The 23,402-nt window shown below is 68.5% G+C and carries 20 protein-coding genes and 2 pseudogenes; 12 read left to right on the forward strand and 10 right to left on the reverse strand.

What is annotated here, in order from left to right:
• Window positions 1-134 precede the first annotated feature (134 nt).
• The gene (locus tag ACQR3U_RS06890; RefSeq protein WP_006550625.1) at window positions 135-623 is read left to right on the forward strand and encodes a VOC family protein; all 489 of its coding nucleotides are present in this window, start codon (window positions 135-137) and stop codon (window positions 621-623) included.
• Window positions 624-656: 33 nt separating this feature from the next.
• Entirely contained in the window at window positions 657-1,982 is a 1,326-nt protein-coding gene (locus tag ACQR3U_RS06895; RefSeq protein WP_230810055.1) for an MFS transporter, read from the forward strand.
• A 25-nt stretch (window positions 1,983-2,007) separates the two neighbouring features.
• Here ACQR3U_RS06895 and ACQR3U_RS06900 read toward each other — a convergent pair whose 3' ends face one another.
• Entirely contained in the window at window positions 2,008-3,534 is a 1,527-nt protein-coding gene (locus ACQR3U_RS06900) for an acyl--CoA ligase family protein (protein ID WP_006550623.1), read from the reverse strand.
• A gap of 685 nt (window positions 3,535-4,219) precedes the next feature.
• Here ACQR3U_RS06900 and ACQR3U_RS06905 point away from each other — a divergent pair.
• The 3 genes from ACQR3U_RS06905 (at window position 4,220) to ACQR3U_RS06915 (ending at window position 5,849) form a co-directional block, all read left to right on the forward strand.
• Complete coding sequence (locus tag ACQR3U_RS06905; RefSeq protein WP_230810056.1) at window positions 4,220-4,573, forward strand: hypothetical protein; 354 nt, start codon at window positions 4,220-4,222, stop codon at window positions 4,571-4,573.
• Window positions 4,574-4,650: 77 nt separating this feature from the next.
• Window positions 4,651-5,259 carry a ClpP family protease gene (locus ACQR3U_RS06910; RefSeq protein ID WP_193903345.1) on the forward strand — a complete coding sequence of 203 codons (609 nt, stop codon included), beginning with the start codon at window positions 4,651-4,653 and terminating at the stop codon, window positions 5,257-5,259.
• Entirely contained in the window at window positions 5,256-5,849 is a 594-nt protein-coding gene (locus ACQR3U_RS06915; protein WP_138842146.1) for an ATP-dependent Clp protease proteolytic subunit, read from the forward strand. The genes ACQR3U_RS06910 and ACQR3U_RS06915 overlap by 4 nt, the downstream gene beginning before the upstream one ends.
• A gap of 28 nt (window positions 5,850-5,877) precedes the next feature.
• Here ACQR3U_RS06915 and ACQR3U_RS06920 read toward each other — a convergent pair whose 3' ends face one another.
• Complete coding sequence (locus ACQR3U_RS06920) at window positions 5,878-6,303, reverse strand: helix-turn-helix domain-containing protein (RefSeq protein WP_230810057.1); 426 nt, start codon at window positions 6,301-6,303, stop codon at window positions 5,878-5,880.
• Between the two features lie 166 nt (window positions 6,304-6,469).
• Here ACQR3U_RS06920 and ACQR3U_RS06925 point away from each other — a divergent pair, with 166 nt between their 5' ends.
• The 6 genes from ACQR3U_RS06925 (at window position 6,470) to ACQR3U_RS06950 (ending at window position 13,350) form a co-directional block, all read left to right on the forward strand.
• Window positions 6,470-7,744 carry a DUF6986 family protein gene (locus ACQR3U_RS06925; RefSeq protein WP_230810058.1) on the forward strand — a complete coding sequence of 425 codons (1,275 nt, stop codon included), beginning with the start codon at window positions 6,470-6,472 and terminating at the stop codon, window positions 7,742-7,744.
• Window positions 7,741-9,093, forward strand: a complete 1,353-nt coding sequence (gene allB, locus ACQR3U_RS06930) for an allantoinase AllB (protein ID WP_230810059.1) — start codon at window positions 7,741-7,743, stop codon at window positions 9,091-9,093. The genes ACQR3U_RS06925 and allB overlap by 4 nt, the downstream gene beginning before the upstream one ends.
• Entirely contained in the window at window positions 9,090-10,058 is a 969-nt protein-coding gene (gene alc, locus ACQR3U_RS06935; protein ID WP_230810060.1) for an allantoicase, read from the forward strand. The genes allB and alc overlap by 4 nt, the downstream gene beginning before the upstream one ends.
• Before the next feature lie 127 nt (window positions 10,059-10,185).
• On the forward strand, window positions 10,186-11,580 hold the full coding sequence (locus ACQR3U_RS06940; protein ID WP_006550615.1) for a uracil-xanthine permease family protein: 1,395 nt from the start codon (window positions 10,186-10,188) through the stop codon (window positions 11,578-11,580).
• Complete coding sequence (locus tag ACQR3U_RS06945) at window positions 11,561-12,616, forward strand: isopenicillin N synthase family dioxygenase (protein ID WP_230810061.1); 1,056 nt, start codon at window positions 11,561-11,563, stop codon at window positions 12,614-12,616. Before ACQR3U_RS06940 ends, ACQR3U_RS06945 begins: the two co-directional genes overlap by 20 nt.
• Window positions 12,613-13,350 carry an alpha/beta fold hydrolase gene (locus ACQR3U_RS06950; protein WP_230810062.1) on the forward strand — a complete coding sequence of 246 codons (738 nt, stop codon included), beginning with the start codon at window positions 12,613-12,615 and terminating at the stop codon, window positions 13,348-13,350. Before ACQR3U_RS06945 ends, ACQR3U_RS06950 begins: the two co-directional genes overlap by 4 nt.
• Window positions 13,351-13,463: 113 nt before the next feature.
• Here ACQR3U_RS06950 and ACQR3U_RS06955 read toward each other — a convergent pair whose 3' ends face one another.
• The 5 genes and pseudogenes from ACQR3U_RS06955 to ACQR3U_RS06975 form a co-directional block, all read right to left on the reverse strand.
• A complete protein-coding gene (locus ACQR3U_RS06955; protein ID WP_230810063.1) occupies window positions 13,464-14,486 on the reverse strand; it encodes a BMP family protein in 1,023 nt (340 codons plus the stop codon).
• Between the two features lie 70 nt (window positions 14,487-14,556).
• Window positions 14,557-15,519 carry an ABC transporter permease gene (locus tag ACQR3U_RS06960; RefSeq protein WP_006550611.1) on the reverse strand — a complete coding sequence of 321 codons (963 nt, stop codon included), beginning with the start codon at window positions 15,517-15,519 and terminating at the stop codon, window positions 14,557-14,559.
• Entirely contained in the window at window positions 15,516-16,589 is a 1,074-nt protein-coding gene (locus ACQR3U_RS06965) for an ABC transporter permease (RefSeq protein ID WP_230810064.1), read from the reverse strand. The genes ACQR3U_RS06960 and ACQR3U_RS06965 overlap by 4 nt, the downstream gene beginning before the upstream one ends.
• Window positions 16,586-17,389 carry an ATP-binding cassette domain-containing protein gene (locus ACQR3U_RS06970; RefSeq protein WP_418345743.1) on the reverse strand — a complete coding sequence of 268 codons (804 nt, stop codon included), beginning with the start codon at window positions 17,387-17,389 and terminating at the stop codon, window positions 16,586-16,588. Before ACQR3U_RS06970 ends, ACQR3U_RS06965 begins: the two co-directional genes overlap by 4 nt.
• A 228-nt stretch (window positions 17,390-17,617) precedes the next feature.
• A pseudogene (locus ACQR3U_RS06975) lies at window positions 17,618-18,028 on the reverse strand (ATP-binding cassette domain-containing protein); the annotation flags it as partial.
• A 457-nt stretch (window positions 18,029-18,485) separates the two neighbouring features.
• Here ACQR3U_RS06975 and ACQR3U_RS06980 point away from each other — a divergent pair.
• Window positions 18,486-19,478 (forward strand): isopenicillin N synthase family dioxygenase, encoded by a 993-nt coding sequence (locus tag ACQR3U_RS06980; protein WP_230810066.1) that lies wholly within the window; start codon window positions 18,486-18,488, stop codon window positions 19,476-19,478.
• A 55-nt stretch (window positions 19,479-19,533) separates the two neighbouring features.
• Here ACQR3U_RS06980 and ACQR3U_RS06985 read toward each other — a convergent pair.
• The 3 genes and pseudogenes from ACQR3U_RS06985 to ACQR3U_RS06995 form a co-directional block, all read right to left on the reverse strand.
• A pseudogene (locus tag ACQR3U_RS06985) lies at window positions 19,534-19,713 on the reverse strand (GMC oxidoreductase); the annotation flags it as partial.
• Window positions 19,714-19,847: 134 nt separating this feature from the next.
• Complete coding sequence (locus tag ACQR3U_RS06990) at window positions 19,848-22,544, reverse strand: molybdopterin-dependent oxidoreductase (protein ID WP_230810067.1); 2,697 nt, start codon at window positions 22,542-22,544, stop codon at window positions 19,848-19,850.
• Complete coding sequence (locus ACQR3U_RS06995; protein ID WP_230810068.1) at window positions 22,541-23,398, reverse strand: FAD binding domain-containing protein; 858 nt, start codon at window positions 23,396-23,398, stop codon at window positions 22,541-22,543. Before ACQR3U_RS06995 ends, ACQR3U_RS06990 begins: the two co-directional genes overlap by 4 nt.
• Window positions 23,399-23,402 lie beyond the last annotated feature (4 nt).

A 23,402-nucleotide genomic window follows, 5' to 3' on the forward strand; every position in this document is an offset into this window, starting at 1 on the left:
GGGGCATGCGTTCCCCCCTACGAGCACGGGAGCCCTGCGGCTCGGCCTGCGAGTGCGCACGGCGATGAGAATCCGGGCCGGACAGGGTCTGCCTTCGTGACAGTGGAACACATTCGACGACACGAGGAGTCACGATGCCCAGGATCACTCCGTGGTTGTGGTTCGACATGAACGCCGAGGAGGCCGCGAACTTCTACATCGGCATCTTCCCCAACTCCGAGATCGGTGAGATCACCCGCTACACCGAAGAGTCCACCGGAGGCGACATCCCGGTCCCGCCGGGGACTCCGATGACGGTCGAGTTCTTCCTCGACGGTCAGGTCTTCTACGGACTCAACGGGGGACCGCAGTTCCGGTTCTCCGAAGCGGTGTCCTTCCAGATCGACTGCGCCGATCAGGAGGAGGCCGACCACTACTGGTACGCGCTGACCGCCGACGGCGGCGAGGAATCCGCCTGCGGATGGTTGAAGGACAAGTACGGCCTGTCGTGGCAGGTGGTACCGAAACGGCTGAACGAACTGCTCGCCGACCCCGATCCGGAGGTCGCGAAGCGCGTGACCGCCGCGATGATGAAGATGCGCCGGATCGACGTGTCGGTGCTGGAGGCCGCCGCGCGCGGCTGATCGGCGCCCGAGCGCTGCGGTACGTTTCGGTGCATGACCACTCGCACCCAGCGGCTCGACGACCTGCCGTTCACCGGCAGACATCGCCGCCTGCTGACCGGCTCCGGCGTGGGCTGGGCCCTCGACGCCATGGACGTCGGGTTGATCTCGTTCGTCATGGCAGCCCTGGCCGTGCAGTGGGATCTGTCGTCGACGCAGCTCTCGTGGATCGGATCCATCGGCTTCGTCGGCATGGCGATCGGTGCGTCTCTCGGTGGTCTGCTCGCCGACCGCATCGGACGCCGGCAGGTCTTCGCCGCGACGCTGCTCGTCTACGGTCTCGCGACCGGCGCGGCGGCGCTGTCGACCTCGGTGGCGATGCTCATCGTCCTGCGGTTCGTCGTCGGACTCGGTCTCGGCGCCGAACTGCCGGTCGCGTCGACGCTGGTCAGTGAGTTCGCGCCCCGCAAGGTGCGAGGACGCGTGGTCGTGGCCCTCGAGGCGTTCTGGGCGGTCGGCTGGCTCCTGGCCGCTCTCGTCGGTTATTTCGTCGTTCCCACCGGCGACGACGGGTGGCGGTGGGCGCTCGCCGTCGGGCTCGTCCCGGCTGCCTACGCCCTCGTCGTCCGGTTCGGCCTACCCGAATCGGTGCGCTATCTCGAGAGTCGCGGACGGCACGCGGAAGCCGAGGCGATCGTGCGCGACTACGAGCGCTCGGCCGGGGTCACCTCCGTGCCGGACGATGACGAACAACCCGGCCGACCTGTCGCCCAAGTCGAGCGTGTACCCCGGGGATCGGTATGGGCGCCGAACCTACGCCGCCGCACCGCGGCGCTGTGGGTCGTGTGGTTCGGCATCAACTTCTCGTACTACGGCGCGTTCATCTGGCTGCCGAGCCTGCTCGTCGCGCAGGGCTTCGACCTGGTCACCTCGTTCGGCTACACGCTGCTCATCACGCTCGCCCAGCTACCGGGCTACGGCGTCGCGGCGTGGCTGATCGAGGTGTGGGGACGTCGCCTGACTCTGGGGGTATTCCTCGCCGGATCGGCAGTCTCGGCGGGGCTGTTCGGGCTCGCCGAGACTCCGGGAACGATCGTCGCGGCGGGTATGGCGCTGTCGTTCTTCAACCTGGGCGCGTGGGGTGCCCTGTACGCGATCGGACCCGAGCTGTATCCCACGCCGGTGCGGGGCGCGGGCACCGGTTCGGCAGCGGCCTTCGGGCGGCTCGCGTCGATCATCGCGCCGCTGCTGGTGCCGGTGCTGCTGGGCGCCGGCGGCAACGGTCTCGTCTTCGGTGCGTTCGCGGCATCGTTCGTCGTCGCCGCGGTCGCGGCATTCACGCTGCCCGAGCGGGCCGGGACGGTTCTCGACGAGAGGTGACGTCGGGAACCGCCCCGGCCGGTGCTCAGAGACGCTCGCGCAGTTCGACCTTGCGGATCTTGCCCGAGGCGGTCTTCGGCAGGGCACCGAAGACGATGCTGTCGGGAACCTTGAAACCGGCGAGCTGCGAACGCACATGCGCGCGCAGTTCCGCTTCGTCGGCACTCGCGCCGCTGCGCAGTGCCACGTAGGCGACGGGACGTTCGCCCCACTTCTCGCTCGGCGCCGCGACGACGGCGGCCTCGAGAACGGCCGGATGGCTGATGAGCGCCGCTTCGACCTCGACGGACGAGATGTTCTCGCCCCCGGAGATGATGACGTCCTTCGCGCGGTCGCGGATCTCGATGTAGCCGTCCGGATGCATGACGCCGATGTCGCCGGTGCGGAACCAGCCGTCCGGCACGGCGCGGGCGGTCGCGTCCGGGTTGTTGTAGTAACCGAGCATCACGTTGTTGCCGCGCAGCGCGATCTCACCGGTCGTCTCACCGTCGGCGGGAACGTCGGATCCCATCGGGTCGACGATGCGGAGTTCGCCGGCCACGACATTGCCCACGCCCTGCCGCGAGCGCAGCCGTGCCTTCTCGTCCTCGGGGAGGACGTCCCATTCCGAACGCCACTCGCAGATCGCCGCCGGGCCGTACGTCTCGGTGAGCCCGTACAGGTGCGTGATGTCGAGTCCGAGCGCGGTGCACCGCTCGATGAGGGCGGGCGCCGGCGGTGCGCCACCGATCGCCGCGACGACACGATGGTCGATGCCGCCCGCATTCGGGGCGTCGACCAGCGACGCGAGAACGGTCGGCGCGCCGCACAGGTGCGTGACGTTCTCGGTGCGCACGAGATCCCAGATCCGCTCGGGGTCGACCTTGGGCAGGCACACGTGCGTGCCACCGGCTGCTGTGACGGCCCAGGTGAACGTCCAGCCGTTGCAGTGGAACATAGGCAGCGTCCACAGATAGGTGGATCCGCTGTCGAGCCCGAAGTGCGCGACCATCGCCAGGGCCTGCAGGTAGGCGCCGCGCGCGTGGTACATCACGCCCTTCGGATCACCCGTCGTGCCGGACGTGTAGTTCAGGGCGATCATGGTGCGTTCGTCGGCGAGCGGCACGCACCGATGACGGGCGGCGGCGAGCTTGTCCTCGTAGTCGTCGCCGACGACCGTGATCGACGGCAGATCGGCCGTGGCCTCGCGGGCCAGGTCGGCCAGCGACTCCTCGACGAGCAGGACCCGGCTGCCCGAGTGCTCGAGAATGAACCGCAGTTCCGGCGCGGTGAGGCGCGTGTTGAGCGAGACGAGCACGGCGCCCGCGTAGAGCACACCGTAGTGCGCCTCGAGCATCAGCGAGGTGTTCGGCGCGAGTACTGCGACACGGTCGCCGGGCTCGACACCGAGAGCGTGCAGCATGCCCGACTGTCGCAGGCACCGATCGCGCAATTCGGCATAGGTGCGACGGATGTCGCCGTCCACCACTGCGAGGTCGTCACGGAAGACCCGGGCGGAGCGGTCGAGAAATGCCGTGGGCGTGAGTGTTTCGAAACTGAATTGCTCGGTCACGTCTGTCGGTTCTCCTTCGGATTACGTCGCGCGCGCACTCCCCATCGCGAACGATGATGCGCACACCTCCCCGTGTGCTGTGAGGGCGATGACCATTCTTCCAAGAGCCGTTACCGATCTTGAACAGGGTCCACCCCTTTTTCCGTACCGGCTGAACGCTCCGTCTGCCGTTGACCGGACCCGGAATCCGGCGTTCACTGAGAGGCACCGTGCTCGTCCACGAGAGAAGGCGAGTGGTATGAGTGCTCGGCAGAACGAAGCCCGTCGAACCTCCCGTCCGGCGCGGCGGCCGACCGCGACGCGCGCGAGGGCCACGGAGACGGAGACTCCCGTCGAGCCTGTGCGGACGCGCAGCCGTCGACCTCGCGAGCCCGAGCCCACCGCGCGGCGTCGCACCCGCGAACCCGAACCCGCTGCACGGCGTCGGGACCGCGACCCCGGAACCGGCTCGCGGCGCACCTCGACCCGAACCTCATCCCGATCGACCACTCGGACATCGACCCGTTCGGACGCCACGCCCCGCTCTCGTGTGAAGCCGGCGCCTCCGAAGGAGAGACGACGACCGCGTCCGCCGGCGAACGACGCCCGGGCAGGGAAACCCACCCGCCCCGGACGTGAGCGGACACGATCCGAGCAGACCCGACCCGAGCAGGCACAGCCGGAACCCACATCGCTCCTCGAGAGGTTGCAGGATGCGCTGCGGGCCGGTGTCCGCAGCGCACTGGCCGAACTCCGGGGACTCGGGGCGAGACTGATCCGGAAGATCCGCGGATGGGTGGACTCGCTCCTCGGCGAGGTCACCAGCGGCGGCGTGGGACTGCAGGCGGTCCTCGCCGGCATCCGAGCCGCGCTGGAGGGTCGCAATCCGGCCCTCGCCGCGCTGGGCGGGCTGATTTCCGGACTCAGCACCAAGGCGAAGATCGGCCTGGCCGTCGTGATCACGCTGGTGCTGCTGCTCGGACCGGTCCTGCTCGTGCTCCTTCTGCTGGCCGTCCTCGTCGCAGCGGTGATCAGCGCCTTCCGGTCCGCGGGGGACTGATCTGCCGGAACGACCGGTCCGTCTGCCGTGAGCAGACGAACCGCCGGTTCGCACCCATCGGGGGTCAGGCTGGCTGCATGACGACCACCGAACCATTCTCGTACCGGGACCAACTGGCCGACAGGCTCTTCCGTCAGCGCATCCTGCGACTGACCGGAGAGGTGGACGACGAGATGGCCGAGCGCGTCTGCTCGGAACTCGTCCTGCTCGCCTCCGCCGACGACCGGCGCGACATCGTCCTGCATATCAACTCACCCGGCGGATCCGTCTTCGCCGGCCTCGCCATCTACGACACGATGCAACTCGTCCCCAACGACATCGTCACGGTGGCAGCGGGATTCGCCGCCAGTATGGGGCAGGTCCTGCTCGCCGCGGGCACGAAGGGCAAACGCGCGAGCCTCACCCACAGCCGGATCATGATGCACCAACCCTCGGCCGGATTCTCGGGGACGGCCGTCGACATCGCAATCCAGGCCGAGAATCTCGAATACATGAAACTGCAGTCGCAGCAGATCCTCTCGGACGCCACCGGGCATTCACTCGAAGAAATCGAACGCGACAGCGACCGCGACCGGTGGTTCACCGCCGAACAGGCACGCGAGTACGGCATCGTCGACACCGTCGTCGGTTCACTCGTCGAACTGGCGCCGTTCGTCGCGGGACGACAGATGGGACTGGGACGATGAGCACCTACACGATCCCCAACGTCATCGAACGCACCCCGGCGGGGGAGCGGTCGTTCGACATCTTCAGCCGGTTGCTCAACGAACGCATCGTCTTCCTCGGCACCGAGATCGACGACGGGGTCGCCAACGTCGTGATGGCCCAGATGTTGCATCTCGAGGCCGAATCCCCCGACCGGGAGATCGGCCTCTACATCAACTCACCCGGCGGATCGTCCACCGCGATGCTCGCGATCCACGACACCATGCAATTCCTGCGACCGAAGGTCGCGACCTACTGCATGGGGCAGGCCGCGTCGGCGGCTGCCGTGCTGCTCGCGGCCGGAGCCCCCGGTCGCCGGCACGTCCTCGCCCACTCGCGGGTGCTGCTGCACCAGCCGTCGGCGCAGGGGCAGGGCACCATCTCCGATCTGGCCCTGCAGGCAGCGGAGGTGATGAGGGTACGGGCCCAGACCGAGGAGATCCTGGCCGCGCACACCGGACGCAACATCGAACAACTGCGTCGCGACACCGACCGGGACCGGATCTTCTCACCGGCCGAGGCGGTGGCCTACGGCCTCGCCGATCACGTCGTCGTCGACCGGGACGGATGACCCGTCACGCTGTCATGTGGTCGCACCGTCATGCCGCGCACAACTCGACGCCGGCGTGACCCGTGGTTCGGAGTGTGCGGTGCGCGGTCATCCGGCGGATCCCGCGCGCGAGCAGTTGATCCATCGGAAGTTCCAGCGCATCGCACACGGACCGCAGCATCTCGGAGGAGGCCTCCTTGCGCCCACGTTCGACCTCCGACAGGTACTGCTTCGACATCCCGACCGTGCGGGCGACGTCCTCGAGGCTGCGGTCCTGATCGCGACGCTCGTCGCGCAGGATCTCGCCGTAGATCTGACGGAGCAGACGGGGCTCGGTGTTGTCGGCTCCCCGCACGGGAGTCCGTGCCGCGTTCGCGGCGGTCGCACGCGCCGCCTTCGCGGCAGTCACACGTGCCGCCTTCGCGGCAGTGGCGAAATCGATCACGCGACCCTGCTCCGGCTCCATGCCGACCATTGTGCCGTCGATCCGGCGGCATCGGGCCGGGTTCTGCCGAGGACGAACACCGCCCTGCCGGATGTGTAACGGGCCCGTAACCGCAGTTAACCGAACACATGACCTGGCGCCGATAACGTCGGCGCACCACGACGTATACAGCCGTGGATACAGGACAGGAGTTCGGGTGCCGACAGGATTGCACAGGCTTGCGGCTGCGCTCGACGCGCATCTCGCGGACATCGACGCGGCATACGCCGCGACCTATCCCGGGACCGACGGTGCCCGCCAACCGGTGCACACCGTCTACGTCCCGGCCGACCGCTACGACGCCGGGATCGCGGCACGATGGGGAGCCGACGCGCTCGACGTCCTCGACACCCACATCGACGGTCCCGCGGACCTCGCTGCGGTCACCGGCATCGAACCCGAACTGGCCGACGCCGTCCTCCCTCTCGTGGAGGCCAAACTGCGCACCGAACCGATCGAGGATCTGCGCATCGACTTCGAGGACGGGTTCACCCGCCCCGGCATTCCGGAGCACGAACGTGACGCCGACGAGGACGCCCACGTCGCCCGCGCCGCCGCCGCGCTCGCGACCGATCCCACCGCGACACCCTTCGTCGGCATCCGGTTCAAGTCCTTCGAGGCTGCCACCCGGCGCCGCGGACTGCGCACGCTCGACTTCTTCGTCGCCGAACTGACCGGAAAGTGCTCTCTCCCCGACGGATTCGTCGTCACGCTGCCCAAGGTCACCGCGCCCGAACAGGTCGCCGCTATGGTCACCGTCTGCGAGCATCTCGAGTCCACCTACCCGCTCGCCGCGCCCCTGCGGTTCGAGATCCAGATCGAGACGCCGCAGGCGATCTGCGGACCCGATGGCACCGCTGCCGTCGCCACCATGATCCGAGCGGCCCGGGGCCGCTGTTCGGGACTGCACTACGGCACCTATGACTACTCGGCCGCGTGCGACATCGCCGCCGAGTACCAGGCGATGGACCACCCCGTCGCCGACCACGCCAAGGCCACGATGCAGGTTGCGGCAGCGGGCACGGGGGTGCGGTTGTCCGACGGCTCCACCAACCGCCTTCCCGTCGGCACCCGCGGCGAGATCCGCGCGGCATGGGGGCTGCACGCCCACCTGATCGACCGGTCGCTGCGCCGCGGCTTCTACCAGGGATGGGACCTGCATCCGGCGCAACTGCCCACCCGCTACGCCGCGACCTTCGCGTTCTACCGCCGGTCGCTGTCCACTGCCGTGGGACGCGTCGCGGCCTACATCGACCCGGCCCTGTCGTCGGGATACCTCGACGAACCCGCCACCGCCCGTGCTCTCGCCGCCTTCCTCCTGCGGGGAACGAGCTGCGGGGCCCTCACAGAGAAGGAAGTATGCGATCGCACCGGCACGAATCTCGACCACCTGGCCCGGCTCGCGGGTCGACCGACGGCGGTGACGCGATGACCACCGTGATCCGCGCGCGACGCGCCGTAATGGGGGACGACGAACGCGGCTGCGCCGTCCACGTGCGCGACGGCCGCATCGTCGCGATCGAGGAATACGACGGTGCCGCTCCGGCCGATGCACGGGAGATCGTCCTCGCCGACGACGAGGTGCTGCTCCCCGGTCTCGTGGACACGCACGTCCACGTCAACGAACCCGGCCGCACCGAATGGGAGGGCTTCGCGACGGCCACGCGTGCCGCCGCGGCCGGGGGAGTGACGACGATCGTCGACATGCCCCTCAATTCCATCCCGTCCACCGTCGACGTGGCGGCCCTCGAGGTGAAGCAGAAGGTCGCGGCCGAGCAAGTCACCGTCGACGTCGGATTCTGGGGCGGTGCGATCCCCGGCAACCTCGCCGATCTCGAACCGCTCTGGGAAGCGGGGGTGTACGGATTCAAATGCTTCCTCGCGTATTCGGGTCTCGACGAGTACCCGCCGCTCGATCGTGAGCAGATGATCGAGGCGATGCGCGTGATCGTCGGCTTCGGTGGCCTGCTCATCGTGCACGCCGAGGACGGACCGACCCTCGACGCGCAGGACCCGCCGGCCGGACCCCGCTACGACGACTTCCTGTACTCGCGACCATCGGTCGCCGAGTCCCGTGCCGTCGCCCAGGTGATCGACGGTGCGCGGCAGACCGGATGCCGCGTGCACATCCTGCACCTGTCGGACGCGGGAAGCCTTCCGCTCGTCGCCGCGGCGAAGGCCGAGGGTCTGCCCGTCACCGCGGAGACCTGCCCGCACTACCTGTCGCTGTTCAGCGAGGAGATCCTCGACGGCTCCACACATTTCAAGTGCTGTCCGCCGATCCGTGAGGCCCGCAACCGGGAAGCGCTGTGGCGCGGCCTGGCCGACGGCACACTCGACTGCATCGTCTCCGATCACTCGCCGTGCCTGCCGGAGTTGAAGAAGTTCGTCACCGGCGACTTCGGCGAGGCGTGGGGCGGAATCTCGTCGCTGCAACTCGGACTGCCCATCGTGTGGTCGGAGGCGCGCAAGCGCGGGCACACACTCGTCGACGTGGTGCGCTGGATGGCCGGTCGCACCGCCGACCTCGTGGGCCTGGCCGACCGCGGTGCCATCGCCGTGGGCAACAGTGCCGACCTGTGCGTCTTCGCGCCCGACGACGCCTTCGTGGTCTTCCCGGAGCGACTGCACCACCGCAACGCGGTGACGCCCTACGCCGAACGTGCACTGGCCGGGGTCGTGCGGCAGACCTGGCTCGCCGGTGAACCACTCACCGTCACCCTCGGCGCCACCGACCCCGCACCGCGTGGTGCGCTGCTCTCCCGAAAGGAAAACCGTTGACCGAAGCAGCTTTCCTGCAACTGCCCGATCTCGCCGCGCGATCGCTGGGCGGGGCCGTCGTGTACGCGAACGACGAGTTCTTCGCGAGTCGCGAGAATCTGATCTCGCCGGGCGCACCGGATTTCGATCCGTCGGAGTTCGGGCACAAGGGGAAGGTCTACGACGGGTGGGAGACCCGGCGTCGCCGCGAACCCGGGCACGACTTCGCGGTGGTCCGGCTCGGAGTTCCCGGTGTCGTCGAGGGCGTCGTGATCGACACCGCCTGGTTCACCGGCAACTACCCGCCCTACGCGTCCGTCGACGGGGTGAACCTCGACGGCTACCCGACCGATCAGGAGTTGCTGGACGCGCCGTGGGAACCGGTCCTCGAGTGCGTGGCCCTGAAGGGCGACACCGCGAACGCCTTCGCGGTGGAAGACGACCGGCGCTGGACGCACCTGCGCCTGAACATCTTTCCTGACGGCGGTGTGGCCCGCTTCCGGGTGCACGGATATGCACGCCCGGACCCGGCCTTCCTCACGGGCACGATCGATCTCGCGGCCCTCGAGAACGGTGGCGACGTCGTCGCGTGCTCGAACCGCTTCTATTCGTCGCCGCGCAACATCATCGGCCTCGGTCGCTCGCGGCACATGGGGGAGGGCTGGGAGAACGCCCGGCGCCGCGACGACGGCAACGACTACGTGGTGATCCGTCTCGCCGGGCAGGGATGCGTCGACCACGTCGAGGTCGACACCTCCTATTTCGTCGGCAACGCACCGGGAGCGGCGCGCCTGAGCGGAATCCCCAGCGGGGACGCGATGTCCGACGAATCGTCCTGGGTCGAACTCGTCCCGCGGACCGCACTGCTGCCGGACTGCCGGCACCGTTTCCGCGTCGATTCGCCGACGCCGGTGGAGTTCGTGCGGCTCGACGTCTATCCCGACGGTGGCATCGCCCGTCTGCGCGTGAACGGACGACTGACCTAGCTCCGATGCGGGTGCGGTGAGCGGTTTCTTACCCGCGCGAAACACGATGACTCGAGCCCGAAAACTTCGGCCCCCAAGCTGTATCCGGCACCGTATACAGCACTGCATCCGAAATGGGAGCGATCACATGACCTCACCGCACCCCGTCGACGCGCGACTACCGTTCCTCCGGCAGTTCGCGTTCGGCCTCCAGCATGTCCTGATCATGTACACCGGATGCATCACCGTCCCGTTGGTCTTCGGCGCGGCCGTCGGACTCGACCGCGACACCATCGCGATGCTCATCAGCGCCGACCTGCTGATCGCCGGCCTGATCACCATCGTCCAGAGCCTCGGCGTCGGCAAACTCGTCGGCGTCCGCCTGCCCATCGTCTGCGGTGCGACCTTCGCCGGCCTGACGCCGATGATCCTCATCGCGAAGGAATACGGCCTGCAGGCCGTCTACGGCTCCATGCTGATCGGCGGCATCGTCGGTCTCGCCCTGGCCTGGCCCTTCGCCAGGATCATCCGGTTCTTCCCGCCGCTCGTCACCGGTGCCGTCCTCACCGTCGTCGGGATCTCGCTCATCGGCGTGGCAGGCGGGCTGATCGTCGGCACCGACCCGTCGTCGCCCACCTTCGCCTCGCCCACCAACATCGCCCTGGCCGTGCTCGTGATCGTCGTCGCCGTCGCCTTCCTGTGCCTCGGTCGCGGCATCTGGGCGCAGCTCGGGGTGTTGATCGCCCTTGCCATCGGCACGGTCGTCGCGGTTCCGCTCGGCCTGATCGACCTCGGCGGCGTGGCCGGCTCGTCGTGGGTGGGTCTGCCTGCCCCCTTCCACTTCGGTGCACCGGAATTCCCCATCACCGCGGTCGTCGCCATGAGCATCGTCATGGCCGTGGTCTTCGCCGAATCCACCGCGAGCATGCTCGCCGTCGCCGAGATCACCGGTAAGCGCGTCAGCAAGGGCGACATCGCCCGCGGACTCGCCGGCGACGGAGCGTCCGCTGTGCTCGCGGGTGTCTTCAACGCCTTCGTCGACACCGTCTTCACCCAGAACGTCGGTGCGGTCGCCACCACCCGGGTCTACAGCCGCTACGTCACCGCCACGTCGGGTGCGATCCTCGTGGTCCTCGGGGCGTTGCCCAAGGTGAGCTCGGTGGTCGCGGCGCTGCCGAAGCCGGTGGTCGGCGGTGTCGGCCTGATCCTGTTCGCCACCGTCGCCCTCGTGGGCATCAACACGCTGCGCTCGGTGGACCTGTCCGACCGCATCAACTCGACGATCGCCGCCGTCGCGGTGGGTGTGGGTCTGCTGCCCGAACTCGCCGAGGGCATGTTCGAGCGCTTCCCGTCCGCTGCGCAGATCCTGCTCGGCAGCGGCATCACGCTCGCCGCGATCGCGGCGTTCTCGTTGAACCTGCTGTTGAACCACACTCGTCTCGGGACACTGGCTCGCGCGTCCCGGTCCGGCACGCCGGCCCCCGTCACCTCGGCCGGTACCATCTCTCCCAACGGAGTTGCCCATGAACCAGTCGCCGTCTGACGCCTTCGTCGTTCCCGCCGTCGACATCGGCCCGTACGTTCGGGCCGGCGACGAGGCCGAACGAGCTCGTGTCGCCCGTGAGATCGACGAAGCCTGCAGCCGTGTGGGATTCGTTCAGATTCTCGGACACGGCATTTCCGATCCGGTGGTCGACGGCCTCGCCGATGCCCTCGACGACTTCTTCGGTCTGCCGATGGACGACAAGCAGCAGTATCGGGTGGTGGGTGCGAACCGCGGGTACAGCCCGCCGAAGAGCGAGTCGCTGAGCCTGAGCCTCGGCGTCGAATCCGCCAGCCGCATGAACGATTTCTTCGAGGCGTACAACGTCGGCGTGGAGGCCCGGTCGTTCGCCCACCTGGACCTGTCGGAGGACGACTACGGAATCAACGTCTGGCCCGACGTCCCCGGCTTCGAGGACCGTGTGCAGACCTATTTCACCGAGGCTTCGCGGGTCGCGCGGACCCTCACCCGGATCTTCGCCGACGCCCTCGGGCAGGCCCCCGACTACTTCGAACGGCTCACCGACCACTCGATCGACGTGTTGCGGATGAACAACTACGCGCTGCCCGAGGGCACCGTCGACCTCGACGGCGATCTCACCGGCATGGGTGAGCACACCGACTTCGGGATCGTCACCGTGCTGTGGGCCGATCGGGTCGCGGGGCTGCAGGTGCTCGGCTCCGACGGTGTCTGGCACGACGTCGAACCGCTGCCCGGCGCCCTGCTGGTCAATCTCGGCGATCTCACCGCCCGCATCACCGACGACCGGTGGATGTCGACGCTGCACCGCGTCAAGCCGCCGATCGTCGACGGGAGGATCCGGCGCCGTCGTTCGGTGGCGTTCTTCCACGACGGCAACGTCGACGCGGTGGTCTCCACGTTGCCCGAATATGCGGGCCTGGAACCCTATGAACCCATCCTGATCCGCGATCACATCAAAGCGAAGCTCGCCGGGTCGCGGCACGGCAAGGCCAACACCGCTGCTGTGCGGGAAGCCGCCCGGGTGCTGGCGGCGACGGGGGAGAACCGCGCGTGAGTCATGTCGTGCTCGTGCACGGCGCGTGGGCCGGAAGCTGGGTGTGGGACACGCTGCTCGAACCGCTCCGCCGGTCCGGGCACGTCCCACACCCACTCGCGCTTCCCGGTGTCGGATCATGGGGCGCCGACGACGTGACGCTCGACGACGTCGCCGCGGTCGTGGCCGACCACGTTGCCGGACTGGATGGCTCTGTGATCCTCGTCGGTCATTCCGGTGGTGGCATCGTCGTCACGCAGGTCGCGGAGATGCTGCCGGAGCGTGTCACCGGGGTCGCCTATGTGGCGGGGATGATGCTTCCGTCCGGGGTCGACTTCGGGATGCTCTGCGACGGAATCGGTCTCGAATCGCCGGTGGGCATCTCGCGATGGCTCGAACCCACCGAGGACGGTCGCGGGACGATCGTGCCCCCGGAGGCCGGTGCGGCGGTGTTCTTCCACGAGGCGGATTCGGCCGACGCGATCGGTGCCGCGCGCCGACTCGTGCCGCAACTCGAGACCACCCGGCTCATGGCGCCCAGCTGGACACCGGAACGATTCGGGCGCCTGCCACGCCTGTACGTCGAAGCGACACTGGATCGTTCGGTTCCCCTCGTCACCCAACGGGGGATGCAACGCCTCACCCCGGGTGCGCAGGTCGTGTCGCTCGAGTCCGACCATGCGCCACAGCTGTCCGCCCGCGACGACCTCGCGGCGGCGCTGGTGGAGTGGTGCGCGGAGCGCGTCCGAACATAGGTCGGATCTTCACAAAGGTCGAAGCTACGGAACGAGACCGACGTTGTGTGCGAAATCCGGTGGGAAATCGCGCACAAGGTCAGTCTCGTTCGTTCTACAGGAGGTGCTCCGGGTCAGTCGCCGCCCTTGTACTCGACCTCGAACTCGCCGGCCATGATCCTCTCGCGGTACTCCTCGAACAGCGCCATCGCCTCGGGCGAGATCTTGTCGGCGAAGGCCGGATTGATGACGACGTCCAGGCCGCCTTCGGTGATGTCCACCTCGTAGTACTTCGCCGGGTCGACGTTGCCGGCCTCGACGTCGGCGATCATCGCGCGGAGGACCTCGTCGAGATTCCACACGACGGAGGAGACGACGTTCTGGGGTGCCAGCGGGGTCTGATCCATCGTGTAGCCGGCGACGCCGACACCGCGCTGCTTGGCGCCCTCGATGGTGGCCGCGTCGACACCGCACGTGGAGAACTGGTCGGCGCCCTGGTCGACGAGGGCGTTGACGGCCTCGATGGTCTGGGCCGCCGCGTCGGACCATCCGCCGATGTAGGCCGGACGCAACTGGATCTCACCGGGGCCCTTGTAGGTCAGGCGCGCGCCGTCGGCGAACGCCTCGATCTGGGCCTTGCACACCGGGATCTCGAAACCGGCGGTGCCGGCGAGGATGCCGGTCTCCGTCAGGTCGCCGGCGAGGATGCCGGTGAGGAACGAACCCTGATAGAACGGCTGGCTGTAGTCGGCGAGGTTGGCGGTGATGTCGCCGAAGCCGCCGGGATAGGCGAACAGCACGTCGGGGTAGTCGGCGATGATGCCCTTGATGGGTTCGCCGTAATTGAACGAGTGGCCGACGATGAGCTGGTTGCCGTCCTCCGCGAGGTCGGTGACGATCTGGGCGATCTGCTCCGAGGTCGCGCCCGAATCCTGCTGCACCACGGTCAGGTCGATAAGACCTTCCGCTTCGAGTTTCTCGGCGCCCTCGACCATGCCCTGGTTCCAGCCGACGTCGTTGACCGGACCCGAGGTGATGATCGCGGCCTTGACGACCCCGTCGGCCGAGCCGCTCCCACCGGGGTCGGAACTCGAACACCCGGTCACGGCGGCTCCGACGACGGCGGCGGCCGCCACAGCGGTACCCAATTTCTTCACGTGGTTCTCCTCGGGGAAGGGAGGGCTCGCGACTGCGAACCCCAGGACTGACGGGAAAGCTGACGGAAAGCTATTTCGCGGGCACGAACGGGATGCCGAGCGCCTTCGGAGAATTGCTGCGCGAGAACCACACGGTTGTGGCGATGACCGCGAGCAACGTCACCGCGTACGGCATGGCCTGGAACAGCTCGTACGGTACCGACGTGGCCTGTCCACCGGACGCGGCCTGTACGCGCAGCTGGAAGGCGTCGACGAGACCGAACATGAAGCCACCGACGATGGCGCCGAGCGGATTCCACCGGGCGAGGATGACGACACCGAGCGCGATCCAGCCGCGACCACCGGTGATGCCGTCCTGGAAGAAGCCCAGGCTGTCGATGACGAGCGCGCCGGCCATACCTGCTGCGGCGCCGGAGATCAGCAGCGTGCTCCATCGGGTGCGGGGGACGGAGACGCCCACCGAGTCGGCGGCCTCGGGGCTTTCCCCGGCCGCGCGGATCGACAGGCCGAAGGCCGTGCGGGTGAGCACCCACCACAGGGCGACGACGAGTGCGAGCGCGAGGTAGACGAGCGGGGACTGCGAGAACACGATCGGGCCGAGCACCGGCAGGTCGGACAGCACCGGAAGGTCGAGGGGAATGGTGCCCTGGATGCGCGGCGGTGTACCGGTCATGCCGAACACCTGCAGGTACAGGAAGGACGCGAGTCCGGTCCCGAGGATCACCACCGAGATCCCCGTGATGATCTGGTCGACGGCCATCGTGATCGTCAGGTAGCCGACGATCGCGGCGATCACGAGGCCCGCGGCGGCGCCGGTGGCGGCGCCGAGCATCGGTTGCCCGGTGTAGTACACCGTCACGAACGCGATGATCGCGCCGACCATCATCTGTCCCTCGATACCGAGGTTCATCAGCCCCGAGCGCTCGGCGAGGCACGCGCCGGCGGCGGCGAGGATGATCGGCACCGCCAGCCGCAGCGCAGCGGTGAACAGCGGGACGAGCGCACCGGCGCCCAGGACATCGGACCAGTTCATCGAGCACGCTCCACGATTCGGTTGGCGAGCAGCACCGTCAGGATCATCACTGCCTGGACGACGGTGCCGATGGACGCGGGGATCTCCTGGGTACGCTGCACCGCCTGACTGCCGAGGGTCAGCCCGGAGACCAATGCTGCTGCGAGCACGATGCCGAACGGATTGCGACGCCCGAGCAGTGCTACCACGATCGCGGTGAACCCGATCCCGGAGGAGATCGCCAGCGACAGTCGGAACTCGCTGCCCAGCAACATGATCGCGCCGGCGATACCGCCGAGTGCGCCGCTGATCAGAGCGGAGGTGACCACGGTGCGGGCGACGGAGATGCCATTGGCCTCGGCGACGCTCGGGCTCCCACCGACGATCTGCGACGCGAAACCGAACCGGGTCGAACGCATGAGCCACCACACCAGCGGCACCGCCGCGATCGCGACGAACACACCGATGTGGATGCGGGTGCCGGGAATCGTCGCGAGTGCGGCCCAGTCGGGAATGCGTTCGGACTCGGGGGTGAAACCGTTGGGATTGGCGAGGGGTTTGCGCACCGCCCACGCCAATGTGTAGAAGACGAGGTAGTTGAGCATGAGCGACGAGATGATCTCGTTTACCCCGAGCCGCGCCTTCAGCACGCCTGCGATGCCGCCGATGCACGCACCTGCGGCCGCGGCGGTGACGGCGACGATCGGGATCGCGATCCAGCTCGTCCCCAACGGCATGCTCAGCACCACGGCCGTCGCGGTGATGGCGCCGACGTCGTAGTGGCCCTGCGCGCCGATGGTGATGAAGCCGGTGCGGTACGCGATCGCGTAGCCGAGCCCTATGAGCACGAGCGGCGTCATACCGGTGAGCAGGCGGCCGAGCTGTGTGTCGCCGCCGAGCGCGGCGTCGAGCATCGTCGTGTAGGCCTGCCCGGGATTGCCGCCCGCGAGGACGATGAGGATCCCGCCCGCCGCGAGACCGACGGCGACGGCGAGCAGCGGCACGCCGATGGTGGTCGCGAGGCCCCGCATCCGCGACGCGGTGGGCGGCTCGGGTGGTGTCGTCACCGGTGGGCTGAGCGTGGTGGTCATGCTGCGGCCTCCTGGAATCCGCCCATGGCCGAGCCGAGGGCTTCGCGGTCGAACGGGCCTTCGTCGAATTCGGCGACGATCCGTCCGCGGTAGAGCACGACGATCCGGTCGGCGAGGCTGCAGATCTCGTCGAGATCGGACGAGATGAGCAGGATCGCGGCGCCCCGGGAGCGGTGGTCGACGAGGGTGTCCCACACGAATTCGGTGGCGCCGATGTCGAGACCGCGGGTGGGCTGGGCGACGACGAGGACGTCGGGTTCACCGTCGAGGACCCGGCCGAGCACCACGCGCTGGGCGTGCCCACCGGACAGGGTGCCGGCGAGCGTGCGCGGGCTCTGGGCCTTGACCGACAGGGCGGCGATGATGCGCTCGGCGCGTTCGCGGACGGCTGCCCGCGACAGGCGGCCCCAGCGACGGGCGAGCGGGGGATCGGTGTAGCTGTCGATCGCGAGATTGGTGTCGATTCCCAACGACTTGATCAGTCCCCGGGTGTAGCGGTCGGCGGGGACGATGCCGACACCGGCCTCGCGCATCGCGCGGGGGGACGAGGAGTCGATCTCCCGTTCGGCGACGACCACCGCACCGGTGGAGTCGGGGGAGAGCCCGGACAGGACGTCCTCGAGGGCGGACTGGCCGTTGCCCTCGACGCCGGCGACGGCGACGAGCTGCCCGGATGCGACCCGCAGGGTCACGTCGTGCAACTGACCGGGGACGGACACACCGACCAGTTCGAGCATCCGGTTCCCGGCCGGTTCGGTGGCCGCACGGCGGATACCGAGCCCGACCTCACGGCCGACCATGTCGCGGGCGAGTTCGGCGGTGGTGACCCTCTCGGCGCCGTTCCCGCGGATGGGGCGTTCGGCGACGAGCCGTCCTCCCCGCAGCACACCGACCCGATCGGCGGCCTCGAGGACCTCTTCCAGATGGTGAGTGATGAGCACGATCCCGACGCCGCGTTCGGCGGCGAGTCGGCGGACCTGTGCGAGCAGTGAGTGCACCTCGGCCGGAGCCAGATTCGCGGTCGGTTCGTCGAGCAGCAGGTAACGGGCGCCCAGGTGCAGGGCTCGGAGGATCTCGACGCGCTGCTGCTCGCCGACCGACAAGTTCTCCACGCGTGCGGTGGGGTCGCAGGCGAGACCGGTGTCCTTCGCGAGGGCGGCGATCTCGGCTTCGCTGCGCCGCAAGCACTTCCGGCCGATCACTCCGCGGGACCGGCCGAGCAGGAAGTTCTCCGCAACCGTCATGCTCGGCACGAGCATGAAGTGCTGGTGGACCATCGCGATCCGTTCCCGGCCTCCCTCGATGAGCGACTTTCCGTCCACCGCAATGGAACCGGAGTCGGGCGGGAGAAGCCCGGTGAGGATGCGCATCAGGGTCGACTTGCCGGCGCCGTTCTCGCCGAGCAGTGCGTAGACCTCGCCGGGGCGCACATGCAACGACACGTCGCGCAGGACGGTGTTCTCACCGAAGGACCGGTGGATACCGCGCATCACGACGCCCTCGGCGGGAACCGATTCTGTCACTCCCGCAGTGGTGGTGACGCTCGCGGTCGAAGTTGCTGTCACCATACGGTGGGGCCTTCCGAGTAATCGCTATGTGTCGAGTCGAGACGATCCAGGTTGGTAGTTGAGCGGTCGTGTCCGATTCATGACGATTGTGTTTCGGGCGGCGGAAGGGAATGAAATTCGTGATGCCGACGGAGAATGCAGTGCCGGAACAGGATCGCGTCGCTCGGACGGTCGCCGTCGGACTTCCTCGATCCGGCTCGCCCGGTGCTCTGCGTCGGGGCGCGGTCCGGGAACCCGTAACACGGTCCTCACCTCAGCGAGACGGATCCGCAGTATCGCAGGAGTTGACTCGGAGCGATCACCCGTCCGCTCTGTCCAGGAGTCACCCATGGAAGCCCTGCCTCTCATCGATCTGCGTCCGCTGCGCGACGGGAGCGACCCGCACGCCGTCGTCGGCGCGCTCGACGCCGCGTGTACCGACCTCGGGTTCTTCGTCGTCACCGGTCACGGACTCGACCCCGACCTCCGCGCGGCGACGATGGAGCAGGCGCGGCGCTTCTTCGCGCTGCCTTTCGAGGAGAAGATGGAGATCGCCATCGCGAGATCCACCTGTCACAGCGGATATGTGCCGCCGAAGACCGAGGCACTCGACCCCACCGTCGGAGCCGACGGCAAGGAGGCCCTCGACATCACCACCGACCGTGCGGCCGATCATCCGGAGGTGATGGCGGGTACGCCGCTGCACGGTCCGGCACAGTGGCCCGCCTCGCTGATGCCCGACTTCAAGAGTGTCGCCGACGAGTACGCGAAGGCGTGTCTGGACATCAACGCCCACCTCATGCGCGGTCTCGCACTCGCTCTCGGCCTCGACGCCGACGCCTTCGTGCCGATGTTCACCGACCCGCTCGGGTCGCTCCGTATGCTGCACTACGCACCCGTTCCTGTCGGCGATACCACACTCGGCGTCGCGCCCCACACCGACTACGGCTCGTTGACACTGCTCGCCCAGAACGACATCGGTGGGCTGCAGGTCGCCGCGCGAGGCGGCGGATGGATCGATGTCGTGACCCCGCCCGACGCGCTGATCGTCAACCTCGGCGACATGATCGCCCGGTGGACCAACCACCGCTACGTCTCCACCCGCCATCGTGTGCTGAATCCCACACACGGACACCGTTATTCGCTGCCCTATTTCGTCACCCCGGACTACCACGCCGTGATCGAGGCGATCCCGACCTGTGTCGAACCGGGCGCGGAGCCGATCCATCCACCGATCTGGGCCGGCGAGTACCTTCAATCGCGGTTCGAAGCGACGCACGCATACCTCGGGGCCCCGACCGACGGTCAGATCGACAAGCACACCGTCTTCGTCTCCAAGTAGTTCTCCGGCCCGGCGGCGCCGTTCTCGTAATCCCAGACGACAGTCTCCTCTCGGTTCCGGTGATCAGCGAGGCCGCGCGCTCGGCGAGGGCGATCACGGGGGCGTTGGTGTTGCACGACGGGAGCACCGGGATGACGGAGGCGTCGACGACGCGCAGTCCGTCCACGCCGTGGACCCGCAGGTCCGGGTCGACGACGGCGTCGGATCCCACGCCCATCGCGCACACAGCGTGATGGGTCGAATCGACCCCGCTGCATCAACTTCGTGTTACGGCTGCGTTGCGTATCCGGCCGTACAGCGAACGAGACCGATGTCGTGTGCGAAATCCGGCCGGAAATCGCACACAACACCGGTCTCGGCGGATCGGTCTCACTGCATGAGGCGCCAGATACGGTCGCGGGAGAGCGGCAGCTCGTGCGGCCGCACCCCGATGGCGTTGCGCACGGCGTTCGCCAGCGCCGGGGCGACCGGGTTGAACGGGGCCTCGCTCATCGACTTCGCGCCCATGGGGCCGAGTTCGTCGTAGGTGTCGGCGAAGTAGACCTCGGTACGCGGGACGTCCGCGAACTGCGGAATGTGGTAGTTGCGCAACACATCCGTCGTCACGCGACCGGCGTCGTCTGTGATGATCTCCTCGTACATCGACGCACCGAGCGCCTGCGCAGTGCCGCCTTCGATCTGCCCGCGGCACTGCTCGGGGTTGAGGACGGTGCCGGCATCGGCGGCCTGGACCGAGCGGAGGATCTGCACCTCACCGGTACGGGTGTCGACGGCGACGCGGAAGGCCTGCACGTTGAACGACAGCGATCGCGGCAGCCCGCCGTGCCGGCCCTCGGCGCGCAACCGGCCACCCGCGACCTCCAGCAGCTCACCAGGCGTGACGAGACGATCGCCGCACCGCACGCCGTCGGCCTGCAGCTCGGCCTGCTCCGGGTCGAGGCCGGTCAGCTCCGCAGCGGCCTTGGCCATCCGCCGTCGCAACTCGTGGGAGGCCGCCAGCAGGGCCTTCGACGCGACGACCGTGCCCGACGACCCGAACGCGCCGGTGTCGTGGGTGGTGACGTCGGTGTCGGACTGCTGGACCACGATGCAGTCGGGAGTGGTGCCGAGCGCGGTGGCCGCGATCTGGGTGTGGACGGTGGTGGTGCCGTTGCCGAACTCCGCGGTGCCCACCCGGGCAAGATACCGGCCGTCGGGCAGAAGTTCGATCGACGCTTCGGAGATGTGCCCGTTGGGCGGGTTGGTCGCGATCATCGCGAGCGCCATCCCCTCGCCGATCCGCCAGTGATCACCGGTCGGCGTGGGCCGGCCGCCGGTGCGCGCCATCGCCCGTTCGGCAAGATCGAGACACTGGTCGAGTCCGTAGCTGCCGTACGTCAGGTCGACGCCCTCGGGATGCGCCGCGACCAGGGGCTCTCCCGGCGCGATGATGTTGCGGCGCCGGAACTCGTACGGGTCGATGCCGAGCTTGATGGCGAGTTCGTCCATGGCCGACTCCACGGCGAAGATCACCTGGCCGAGGCCGTAGCCGCGGAAGGCGCCCGACGGCCGGTTGTTCGTGTACACGGATTCGGCGTCGACCCGCTTGTTCGGGCATCGGTACACCGCGATCGACTCCGTGCAGCCGTGGAACATCACCCCGGGGCTGTGGTTGCCGTAGGCGCCCGCGTCGGCCAGCACGTCGATCGCGAGGGCGGTGAGGACACCGTCGGCGTCGGCGGCGAGGGTGACGTCGACCCGCATGGGATGCCGGCACGGAGCGACGGTGAGCTGATCGGAACGGGTGAACTCCCACTGCACCGGGCACCCCGTCTTCAGGACCGCCGCCGCGACGACATCTTCGACCAGCATCTCCTGCTTGGCGCCGAAACCCCCGCCCACCCGGGCCGTGTGCACGCGCACCCGGTCCCGGTCGAGTCCGAAGATATGGCACAGCTCGTCGCGCACCAGGAACGGAACCTGTGTGGAACTGCGGATGACGAGCCGTCCGGCCTCGTCGAGATGACCGATGGCTCCGTGTGTTTCGAGATGGGTGTGTTGGACGCGGTGGGTCTGCCAGCGTCCCTGCACCACCGCCGCAGCGGACGCGACCGCCGCGTCGACGTCCCCGCTGCTGCCGTGGATCGCGGCGACGACGTTGCGTCCGGGATCGGCGATGCGCGCGTCGGCGGACTTGTCGGCGTGCAGGAGGGGAGCCCCAGGCTTCCGGGCCTCGTCGGGATCGAGGACGAAGGGCAGTTCCTCGTACTCGACGTGGATCGACGCGAGCGCCCGGTGTGCGATTGCCGGACTCTCGGCGACCACCGCGGCGACCCGCTGTCCGCGGAAGCGCACGACCCGGTCGAACAGGTATGTGTCGTCGGGATCGTCGTTGCGGTTCTCGTGGCGAGCGGTCGAATAGGCGGTGGCCGGGGCGTCGCGGTGGTACAACACCGCGTGGACACCGGGGAGTGCCTCGGCGGCCGAGACGTCGACGGAGACGATTCGCGCATGTGTGTGCGGGCTGCCGAGGACGGCGATGTGCAGCAGACCCTCGACGGTGGTGTCGAGGGTGTACGGCTCGGTGCCGCTGACGACACGCGTCGCGGCCGGCGCGCGCTGCGAGCGACCGCACGAGGGGCCGTCGACCTGTTCGACGTTGGTGCGCGACCGCAGGGCGTCCTCGATCGAGCGGTAGCCGGTGCACCGGCACAGGTTGCCCTTCAAACGTTTCGGCAGGTCGTCGAGATCCTCGTCGGTGAAGGTGGACGCGGTGACGATCATGCCTGCGGTGCAGAAGCCGCATTGGAAACCGGCGGCGTCGGCGAATCGCTGTTGGACGGGATGCAGGTCGTCGGGGGTTCCCAGTCCCGCGACCGTGGTGAGCTCGCGACCCTCGACCCGCACGGCCGGGACCACGCACGAGTGGACGGGTTCGCCGTCGAGCAGGACCGAGCACGCGCCGCAATCGCCGGCGTCGCAGCCCTTCTTGACCTCGAAGTGTTCGGTCTCGCGCAGCAGGGTGCGCAGGCACTGGCCGGGCCGGGGGTCGACATCGCGTTCGCGGCCGTTGACGGTGAGTTTCACGGCTGAACCTCCGTGTTCGCCGACGCAGTATTCGACAGCGCGGTGTTCGACAGTTCGATGCGGATCTCCTCGGCGAGAACCGCAGTAACGGCACGTCGCCAGTCGGCGGAGCCATGCGCATCGGTGTAGTAGCTCGTCGTCGGGACGAGACGGGCCAGTGCGTCGGACAACGCCTGTGCCGACGGGACTTCCGTGAACCGCAGGAGACAGGGACGCACCGTCGACGCGGTGATCGACAGCGTGACACTGCCGTCGTCGTCGCGGCGTCCGATCACGACGGCCCCCGAACGTCCCAGCGGAGAGAGGGCGATCTTGCGGAAGACCGTGCGGGAACTCAGGACCCGCAGAGGAATCCGGATGCTCCGCAGGATCTCTCCGGGTGCGAGGGCGTTGGAGGCGACTCCGAGGACGAAGTCGGCCAACGGGATCCGCCGTTCGCCGCCGTCGATCGTCCAGATCACCGCGTCCGCGTCGAGTGCGGTCGCCAGCGAGATCATGGCACCGGCGGGGAAGGACAGGCAGATGTTGCCGCCGACCGTGGCGCGCTTCCAGATCTTCCACGACGCCAACAGTGCCTCGGCGCACTGCCGGAACAGCGGTGCCGCAGTATGTTCCGCCTCGTCCGAGAGTGCGGCCATCTGTTCGACCGTGCAGGTCGCGGCGATCTCGAGAGCGTCGGGGTGCCGGGTCACGGCAGGCCAGCCGAGACCGGACAGATCCACGAGTCGGTGGAGGTGCGGTTGCGGTTCGGAGAACAACCAGGTGCCACCGCCGAGCGGGGCCGCGCCCTCCTCGAAGGTCAGATCGGTGCGGTCGCGGGCGATGTCGTAGGCGGTGATGTTGTGCAGATCCATCGCC

Origin of the sequence: Rhodococcus sp. IEGM1339, from assembly GCF_050321925.1 — a bacterium.
Lineage (GTDB): Bacteria > Actinomycetota > Actinomycetes > Mycobacteriales > Mycobacteriaceae > Rhodococcus > Rhodococcus pyridinivorans.

Bases quoted from the DNA above. Each gene is read 5' to 3' on its own strand.
- ACQR3U_RS06995 (WP_230810068.1), bottom strand. From the start codon at position 23,398: ATGGATCTGCACAACATCACCGCCTACGACATCGCCCGCGACCGCACC.
- ACQR3U_RS06895 (WP_230810055.1), top strand. From the start codon at position 657: ATGACCACTCGCACCCAGCGGCTCGACGACCTGCCGTTCACCGGCAGA.
- ACQR3U_RS06960 (WP_006550611.1), bottom strand. From the start codon at position 15,519: ATGAACTGGTCCGATGTCCTGGGCGCCGGTGCGCTCGTCCCGCTGTTC.
- ACQR3U_RS06970 (WP_418345743.1), bottom strand. From the start codon at position 17,389: ATGGTCGGCCGTGAGGTCGGGCTCGGTATCCGCCGTGCGGCCACCGAA.
- ACQR3U_RS06980 (WP_230810066.1), top strand. From the start codon at position 18,486: ATGGAAGCCCTGCCTCTCATCGATCTGCGTCCGCTGCGCGACGGGAGC.
- allB (WP_230810059.1), top strand. From the start codon at position 7,741: ATGACCACCGTGATCCGCGCGCGACGCGCCGTAATGGGGGACGACGAA.
- ACQR3U_RS06920 (WP_230810057.1), bottom strand. From the start codon at position 6,303: ATGGTCGGCATGGAGCCGGAGCAGGGTCGCGTGATCGATTTCGCCACT.
- ACQR3U_RS06890 (WP_006550625.1), top strand. From the start codon at position 135: ATGCCCAGGATCACTCCGTGGTTGTGGTTCGACATGAACGCCGAGGAG.
- ACQR3U_RS06965 (WP_230810064.1), bottom strand. From the start codon at position 16,589: ATGACCACCACGCTCAGCCCACCGGTGACGACACCACCCGAGCCGCCC.
- ACQR3U_RS06915 (WP_138842146.1), top strand. From the start codon at position 5,256: ATGAGCACCTACACGATCCCCAACGTCATCGAACGCACCCCGGCGGGG.
- ACQR3U_RS06940 (WP_006550615.1), top strand. From the start codon at position 10,186: ATGACCTCACCGCACCCCGTCGACGCGCGACTACCGTTCCTCCGGCAG.
- ACQR3U_RS06910 (WP_193903345.1), top strand. From the start codon at position 4,651: ATGACGACCACCGAACCATTCTCGTACCGGGACCAACTGGCCGACAGG.
- ACQR3U_RS06945 (WP_230810061.1), top strand. From the start codon at position 11,561: ATGAACCAGTCGCCGTCTGACGCCTTCGTCGTTCCCGCCGTCGACATC.